The 6,955-nt window shown below is 60.4% G+C and carries 8 protein-coding genes and 1 pseudogene; 7 read left to right on the top strand and 2 right to left on the bottom strand.

What is annotated here, in order from left to right:
* The coding region (locus E5W70_RS16930) for a glycosyltransferase (protein WP_292659908.1) at positions 1–393 on the bottom strand (393 nt) is incomplete at its 3' end.
* 283 nt (positions 394–676) lie between these two features.
* Positions 677–865 (bottom strand): hypothetical protein, encoded by a 189-nt coding sequence (locus E5W70_RS16925; protein ID WP_292659906.1) that lies wholly within the window; start codon positions 863–865, stop codon positions 677–679.
* 23 nt (positions 866–888) lie between these two features.
* Here E5W70_RS16925 and E5W70_RS16920 point away from each other — a divergent pair, with 23 nt between their 5' ends.
* The 7 genes and pseudogenes from E5W70_RS16920 (at position 889) to E5W70_RS16890 (ending at position 6,942) form a co-directional block, all read left to right on the top strand.
* Positions 889–1,245, top strand: coding sequence for an SPW repeat protein (locus tag E5W70_RS16920; RefSeq protein ID WP_292659904.1), 357 nt, complete (start codon positions 889–891; stop codon positions 1,243–1,245).
* A gap of 128 nt (positions 1,246–1,373) precedes the next feature.
* Positions 1,374–1,823, top strand: coding sequence for a DUF2231 domain-containing protein (locus E5W70_RS16915; protein ID WP_292659902.1), 450 nt, complete (start codon positions 1,374–1,376; stop codon positions 1,821–1,823).
* Entirely contained in the window at positions 1,823–3,169 is a 1,347-nt protein-coding gene (locus tag E5W70_RS16910; protein WP_292659900.1) for a sorbosone dehydrogenase family protein, read from the top strand. The genes E5W70_RS16915 and E5W70_RS16910 overlap by 1 nt, the downstream gene beginning before the upstream one ends.
* A gap of 6 nt (positions 3,170–3,175) precedes the next feature.
* A pseudogene (locus E5W70_RS16905) lies at positions 3,176–3,356 on the top strand (efflux RND transporter permease subunit); the annotation flags it as partial.
* Positions 3,357–3,564: 208 nt separating this feature from the next.
* Positions 3,565–4,380 carry a cytochrome c oxidase subunit II gene (coxB, locus tag E5W70_RS16900; protein ID WP_292659899.1) on the top strand — a complete coding sequence of 272 codons (816 nt, stop codon included), beginning with the start codon at positions 3,565–3,567 and terminating at the stop codon, positions 4,378–4,380.
* A 91-nt stretch (positions 4,381–4,471) separates the two neighbouring features.
* Positions 4,472–6,241: a cytochrome c oxidase subunit I gene (gene ctaD / locus E5W70_RS16895; protein ID WP_292659898.1), complete on the top strand. Its 1,770-nt coding sequence runs from the start codon at positions 4,472–4,474 to the stop codon at positions 6,239–6,241.
* Positions 6,238–6,942 carry a cytochrome c oxidase subunit 3 gene (locus E5W70_RS16890; protein WP_292659897.1) on the top strand — a complete coding sequence of 235 codons (705 nt, stop codon included), beginning with the start codon at positions 6,238–6,240 and terminating at the stop codon, positions 6,940–6,942. Before ctaD ends, E5W70_RS16890 begins: the two co-directional genes overlap by 4 nt.
* Positions 6,943–6,955 lie beyond the last annotated feature (13 nt).

Here is a 6,955-nt window from a genome sequence, read left to right as displayed (position 1 = left end):
GTCGAACATCGCATAAAGCTGCGCCAGATCGGGCAGGTCGAGCCTGCCGTGAAGCGTGGTAACCGTTCGTCTGGCAAAATCCCGAATTATGGGGAAGTGCAGAATATCGACGTGGAAATGCAAAACGTCGAATTCATCGGCTCGCCGGCGCACCCGTTCAAGCATCATGACATGGTGCGGAACACCGTCCTGGACCCTGGGGTTCAGGCGCAACGCGACGTCGCAACACGGCACCAACTCGGCTAAGGTACGAGAATCGCCGCTGGCGAACAGCGTCACCTCGTGGCCCTGTCGGACAAGTTCTTCGGTCAGATACGAAACAATTCGCTCGGTTCCACCGTAGGTTCGGGGCGGCACGGATTCGGTTAGCGGCGCGATCTGGGCTATTTTCATTTAGAAAATCTTTTCAGCGGCAACCGCCGTCTTTCAAACAAGCTTCGGCGGCAACCAAGACAAGCGAGAGCTTCCCGTTGCAAAGTATTCTATGCAGAGCATATTTATAGTTGTGCCGTCCGTGCTCCTCCCGCGTAATTAGGTTGCCCTTATTCAATTCCTCTGGATCCAAGAACTGCGATCCCTTCGAAATGTTTCACCGGCTCGATAAAAAGACAGAATGAGCTACGCGCCGCCGCCCCGTCGCCCCTGACCAGGCAGCTTTGCATTTGCTCGATCACCATCAATTGATCCAGGCGTGCCGGTGCCCAATGGAACATAATGCCCGGAATTCAGTTAGATAGCCGGATTTGACTGGAGTTCGCCAGATGAGCAGCTCCAGCCGGGCAAGGGCACCGCCGTGACACGGAGTGAGCGGCTTCGGGCGTATCGCGCCGAACTCAGGCACCACCTTGCCGAACTCGGGAGCCATAAACGCTCCCTATGGAGGATGCCATGAACCAGTGGACAAACGCCAGGCTCTGTGACGTAGCCAACCTGATCCTTGGGGCAATTCTGTTCTTTTCTCCCTGGATCTTCGCCTTTGCGGCAGGCCCGCAGACGCAGAACGCCCTCGGCAGCGGAATCTTGATCGTCGTGCTTTCGATTGCCGCCCTCGCGGCATTTGCCGTGTGGGAAGAGTGGGTGAATCTGGTCGTCGGACTGTGGGTCCTCGCGTCTCCCTGGGTGCTTGGATTCCAGGCGACAACGGCGATGACCGTGCATGTCGTGATCGGCATTCTGGTCGCCGTCCTGGCCGCGATCGAACTCTGGATGATGTACCAGAACCCTCCGACCCAGTCCGCCGCCTAGCAGGCGCAGCCACCCGGCGCCCTTTTTAGGCCCGACGGATCGATGGGTCGTCTGCCGGCCTCTCGGCAACAGCCGCCGGAGGCCGGATGGCAGTTTGTTTGGACGAGAACTGCGAAGGATGGCGCATTATGGTCGGTAACAATCCGCGTTCGACGGCCAGGATTGCGGGACATCCCATTCATCCGATGCTCGTGCCATTTCCGATCGCCTGCTTCGTCGGCACCCTGCTGACGGATCTGGCCTACTGGCGAACAGCGGAGATGATGTGGGCTGACTTCTCCGCTTGGCTGGTTACCGTCGGCGTGATCATGGGCTGCCTTGCAGCGATCGCGGGGCTGATCGATTTCCTGGCTAATCCGCTGATAAGGGCACAGCCTCCCGCCTGGCCGCACGTGCTCGGCAATCTTCTGGCGCTGGCGTTGTCCATCATCAACATGCTCGTGCACACCCGCGATGCATGGACCTCCATCGTTCCCACCGGCTTAATCCTCTCGGCGGTTGTCGTGCTCATCCTCATCTTCACTGGTTGGCTGGGCTGGTCCATGGTGTACCGGCATCACGTCGGAGTGGCGGATTGATGCGCGTAGAAAGCTCCATCAGACAGACCGGGCGCATCGCGGTGTCCGTCCTCATTGGCACTGCGGCGATCACGCTTGCCGCATGCAGCGGCAACGACCCGGATCCCGGCAGGCAGATAGGGCCAAATCCAAACCTGCCGGAGCCGATCCAATATTTCTTCCCGCCCATGCATCTCGCTTCCGTGGTCGGATGGAAGAACGACGAAAAGCCGACAGTCGCGCAGGGGCTGCAGATCCAGGCATTTGCCCACGGCTTGCAGCATCCGCGGTCGCTTTACGTGCTGCCCAATGGCGACGTCCTGGTGGTCGAGTCCAAGGCGCCGGGTGGCGAACCGATCAAACGGCCCAAGGACTTGGTGATGGGCTGGATCGAATCCTGGGTCACCTCGGGCGGCGACAGCGGCCCAAGCAACCGCGTTACGCTGCTGCGCGACGCCGATGGCGATGGCAAGCCGGAGCTGACCAGCGTATTTCTCGACCACCTGAGATCTCCGTTCGGCGTGGCGCTGGTGGGAAGCGATCTCTACGTCGCCAATACCGACTCCATCGTGCGCTATCCCTACAACACCGGTGAGACAAAGATCACCGCGCCCGGAACGCCGCTCACCGCCCTGCCCGGCGGCCCGATCGACCACCATTGGACGAAGAGCCTGGTGGCAAGCCCCGACGGCTCGCTGCTCTATGTCGGCGTCGGCTCGAACAGCAACGTCGCCGAAAACGGCATCGAGGCGGAGAAGAACCGCGCCGCCATCTGGCAGGTAGACAGGGCCACCGGCCGGTCGCGCATTTTTGCCGGCGGTTTGCGCAATCCAAACGGCCTGAGCTGGGAGCCGCAGACCGGGGCGCTCTGGGCCGTGATCAATGAGCGCGACGAGCTCGGCCCCAATCTCGTGCCGGATTATCTGACCTCGGTAAAGGATGGCGGCTTCTACGGATGGCCATACAGTTATTACGGCCAGCATCTCGATCCCCGCGTCATGCCCCAGCGTCCGGACCTGGTCGCCAAAGCGATCGTTCCGGACTATGCGCTGAGTTCCCACGTCGCCCCTCTGGGACTGGCCTTCTATACGGCAAACAGCCTCCCCGAGGCATATCGCGGCGGCGCCTTCGTTGGCGAGCACGGCAGCTGGAACCGCACGCGCTTCAATGGCTACAAGGTGGTGTTCGTACCATTCAGCGGCGGCCATCCGAGCGGCGTCGCTACCGACGTGGTGACTGACTTCCTGGACAAGGACAACAAGGCGCGCGGCCGGCCTGTCAGCCTGGCTGTAGACAAAACCGGGGCCCTGCTCATCGCTGATGACGTCGGCAACACAGTTTGGCGGGTGACATCTGCCGGCCAATAAAGTGGCTCCACTCCCTTCGTCGAGCTGTCGGTCGAGCAGATGGAACTGACACCGCTCGAAGTTCTTCGTCATGCTGCTGTTCCTGCAGAACCTGCGCGCGACGATCGCCGTTCCGGTGGTTTTGCTGGGCACATTCGGCGTGCTCGTCATTGCCGGCTACTCCTTCAACACGCTGACGATGTTTGCAGCGCGCTCGCCATCGGGCGGCTGAGCTGGAATTGGATGAAGGCCTGCCGCTGATCACCGCCGAACCTAAGGACCGCCAGCGCCGAGAAATGGTATTTTTGCCCTTCCCACAGCCGGCTCTAGAATTTTCATCGCAAATCAAGTTATGATGCACTTGGTATTTCCCGGGACGGCTTTGCGCCGCTTGGAATACCGGGAGGAACCGGGACATGGCCGTTGCGCTTGTACTCGTTCTGATAGTCGTGGGCTCGGTGTTGTTCCACTTCCTGAGCCCATGGTGGTGGACGCCGATTGCCTCAAACTGGGACTATATCGACAACACCATCATCATAACTTTCTGGATCACCGGCGTCGTCTTCGCCGCCGTGGTTCTTTTCATGGCCTATTGCGTCTTCCGCTTCCGTCATCGGGAAGGCAATCAGGCGGCATATGAACCTGAGAACAGGCGCCTCGAATCCTGGCTGACGGTCGTCACCGCAGTTGGCGTCACGGCTTTGCTCGTTCCCGGCCTGTTCGTCTGGAGCCGGTTCGTCAACGTTCCAGGCGACGCAACCGAGGTCGAAGTCGTCGGCCAGCAGTGGCAATGGAGTTTCCGCCTCCCCGGCAAGGACGGCAAGCTCGGCACATCCGACACTCGCGACGTCAACGCTGAAAATCCACTCGGCGTCATCGCCACCGATGCCAACGGCCAGGACGATGTCGTAGTGGAAGCGGCCGACCTGCACCTCCCGGTCGGCAAACCGGTCAAGATGCTGCTCCGCTCGATCGATGTGCTGCACGATTTCTACGTGCCGGAATTCCGCGCCAAGATGGACATGATCCCGGGCTCGGTCACCTATTTCTGGTTCACTCCGACCAAGACCGGAACCTTCCAGGTCCTGTGTGCCGAACTCTGCGGCCAGGGACATCCGATGATGCATGGCGTGGTCATGGTCGATACTCAGGAAGACTATCTGGCGTGGCTTGGCCAGCAGCAGACTTTTGCGCAGCTGTCCGCGCCCCAGCAGATGGGCTCGGCAGAGTAGGAAACCGGAACGACGGCGCGCCGTCGGGATTGAAATTAGTGCGGCAAGCCCGAACTGTCGGGCTGGCCGAAAAGGGCACGGAGGTGTTCCGATGGTCGATATCACACCTGCAGATGCGGTACCGCCGGCCGAAGTCGCGGAAATGGAACTCTACCATCCGCACAGCTGGTGGACGAAATACGTTTTCTCGCAGGACGCCAAGGTCATCGCCATCCAGTATTCGGCGACGGCGACAGCGATCGGCATGGTCGCGCTGGTGCTATCCTGGCTGATGCGGCTGCAGCTCGGCTTCCCCGGCACATTCGACTTCATCACCCCGGAAGCCTACTACCAGTTCATCACCATGCACGGCATGATCATGGTGATCTACCTGCTCACGGCGCTCTTCCTGGGCGGCTTCGGCAACTATCTGATCCCGCTGATGGTTGGCGCTCGCGACATGGTCTTTCCCTATGTCAACATGCTGAGCTACTGGATCTATCTGCTCGCCGTGCTGGTCCTGGTGTCGAGCTTCTTTGCGCCCGGCGGACCGACGGGTGCCGGCTGGACGCTCTATCCGCCGCAGGCGATCATGACCGGTACGCCAGGCGGCCAGGACTGGGGCATCATCCTGATGCTTGTCTCGCTGATCCTGTTCATCGTCGGCTTTACCATGGGCGGCTTGAACTATGTCGTGACGGTGCTGCAGGGCCGCACGCGCGGCATGACGCTGATGCGCCTTCCGCTTACTGTCTGGGGTATTTTCACCGCCACCGTCATGGCGCTGCTCGCCTTCCCGGCGCTGTTCGTCGCCTGCGTGATGATGCTGCTCGACCGGGCGCTCGGCACCAGCTTCTTCATGCCGGCGATCGTCGAGATGGGCGAACAGTTGCAGCATGGCGGCGGCAGCCCGATCCTGTTCCAGCATCTGTTCTGGTTCTTCGGCCATCCAGAGGTCTACATCGTGGCGCTTCCGGCCTTCGGCATCGTGTCCGACCTGATCAGCACCCATGCGCGCAAGAACATCTTCGGCTACCGCATGATGGTCTGGGCCATCGTCGGCATCGGCGCGCTGAGTTTCGTGGTCTGGGCGCACCACATGTATGTCAGCGGCATGCATCCCTATTTCGGCTTTTTCTTCGCCACAACGACATTGATCATCGCCGTTCCAACAGCCATCAAGGTCTACAACTGGGTACTGACGCTGTGGCGCGGCGACATCCACCTCACGATTCCGATGCTTTTTGCCCTGGCCTTCATCGTCACCTTCGTCAATGGCGGGTTGACCGGCTTGTTCCTCGGCAATGTCGTCGTCGACGTTCCGCTGTCGGACACGATGTTCGTCGTCGCCCATTTCCATATGGTCATGGGGGTCGCCCCGATCATCGTTATTTTCGGCGCGATCTATCACTGGTATCCGAAGGTCACCGGTCGGATGCTGAACGAGACACTGGGCCGGTTCCATTTCTGGGTCACCTTCCTCGGCGCCTATCTGATCTTCTTTCCCATGCACTATCTCGGCTTAATGGGCGTGCCGCGGCGCTACAACGAATTGACCGACATGACGGTGATGACGGAATCGGCCCACCACCTAAACTCGTTCATCAGCATCATGGCTTTTATCGTCGGTTTTGCCCAGATTGTGTTTCTGTTCAATCTCATCTGGAGCATCCGCCATGGCCGTGAGGCTGGCGGCAATCCGTGGCGGGCAACGACGCTCGAGTGGCAGACGCCCGAAACACCGCCCGCCCACGGCAATTTCGGCAAGGATCTGCCGATCGTCTATCGCTGGGCCTATGACTACAGCGTACCGGGAGCCAAGGAGGACTTCATACCGCAAAACATTCCGGGCTCCTTCGCGCCGTCCAGGGAGCCGGCATGAGCGTAATCCTGGTCTTCCTGCTCGTGATCGCCGGTATTGCTGGGTGGTGGCTTTCCCATCAGCGGCTAATGACGAAGCCGTGGCTCGAGCAAGGTATGATCGGGGATTTTGTCGCCCTGGACCGATCGGCGCTGCCGACCGCAAAGATCGGTCTCGGCGTCTTCCTTGCCGTCGTCGGCTGCCTGTTCGCGCTGTTCACCAGTGCTTACTTCATGCGCATGGCGCTGTCGGATTGGCGGCCGCTGCCCATCCCGTCCCTGCTCTGGCTTAACACCGGCGTACTGGTCTTGAGCAGCATTGCGATACAGTGCGCTTCGCTCGCGGCGCGCAAGGGTCAAGTGGACATGGTCAGGCTCGGCCTCGCCACCGCTGGACTCACGGCGCTCGTCTTCCTGATTGGACAGCTTGTGGCATGGCGGGAACTGAGTGCGGACGGCTATTTTCTGGCGTCCAATCCGGCCAACAGCTTCTTCTACCTGCTAACGGGAATGCATGGCCTGCACATACTGGGGGGGCTGGTCGGCCTGGGCAGAACGAGCGTCGGCGCCTGGAACGGAGCGCAGCCGCAGCGGCTTCGCCTCAGTGTCGAGCTGTGTGCCATGTACTGGCATTTCCTGCTTTTCGTCTGGCTCGCCATCTTTGCTCTTCTAGCCGGCTGGGCTTCGACTTTGATCGACATTTGCCGAGGGTTGCTGACCTAGGAGGAACGGGCGG

Origin of the sequence: Mesorhizobium sp., assembly GCF_005063415.1 — a bacterium.
In the GTDB taxonomy this organism is placed as follows: Bacteria; Pseudomonadota; Alphaproteobacteria; order Rhizobiales; family Rhizobiaceae; genus Mesorhizobium.
The sequence above is the reverse complement of the archived record's forward strand: the minus strand, read 5'-3'. Positions and strand labels throughout refer to the sequence as shown.

Excerpts from the sequence above, each read along its gene's own strand:
- E5W70_RS16925 (WP_292659906.1), bottom strand. The coding sequence starts at position 865 with ATGGCTCCCGAGTTCGGCAAGGTGGTGCCTGAGTTCGGCGCGATACGC.
- E5W70_RS16920 (WP_292659904.1), top strand. The coding sequence starts at position 889 with ATGAACCAGTGGACAAACGCCAGGCTCTGTGACGTAGCCAACCTGATC.
- E5W70_RS16915 (WP_292659902.1), top strand. The coding sequence starts at position 1,374 with ATGGTCGGTAACAATCCGCGTTCGACGGCCAGGATTGCGGGACATCCC.
- E5W70_RS16910 (WP_292659900.1), top strand. The coding sequence starts at position 1,823 with ATGCGCGTAGAAAGCTCCATCAGACAGACCGGGCGCATCGCGGTGTCC.
- coxB (WP_292659899.1), top strand. The coding sequence starts at position 3,565 with ATGGCCGTTGCGCTTGTACTCGTTCTGATAGTCGTGGGCTCGGTGTTG.
- ctaD (WP_292659898.1), top strand. The coding sequence starts at position 4,472 with ATGGTCGATATCACACCTGCAGATGCGGTACCGCCGGCCGAAGTCGCG.
- E5W70_RS16890 (WP_292659897.1), top strand. The coding sequence starts at position 6,238 with ATGAGCGTAATCCTGGTCTTCCTGCTCGTGATCGCCGGTATTGCTGGG.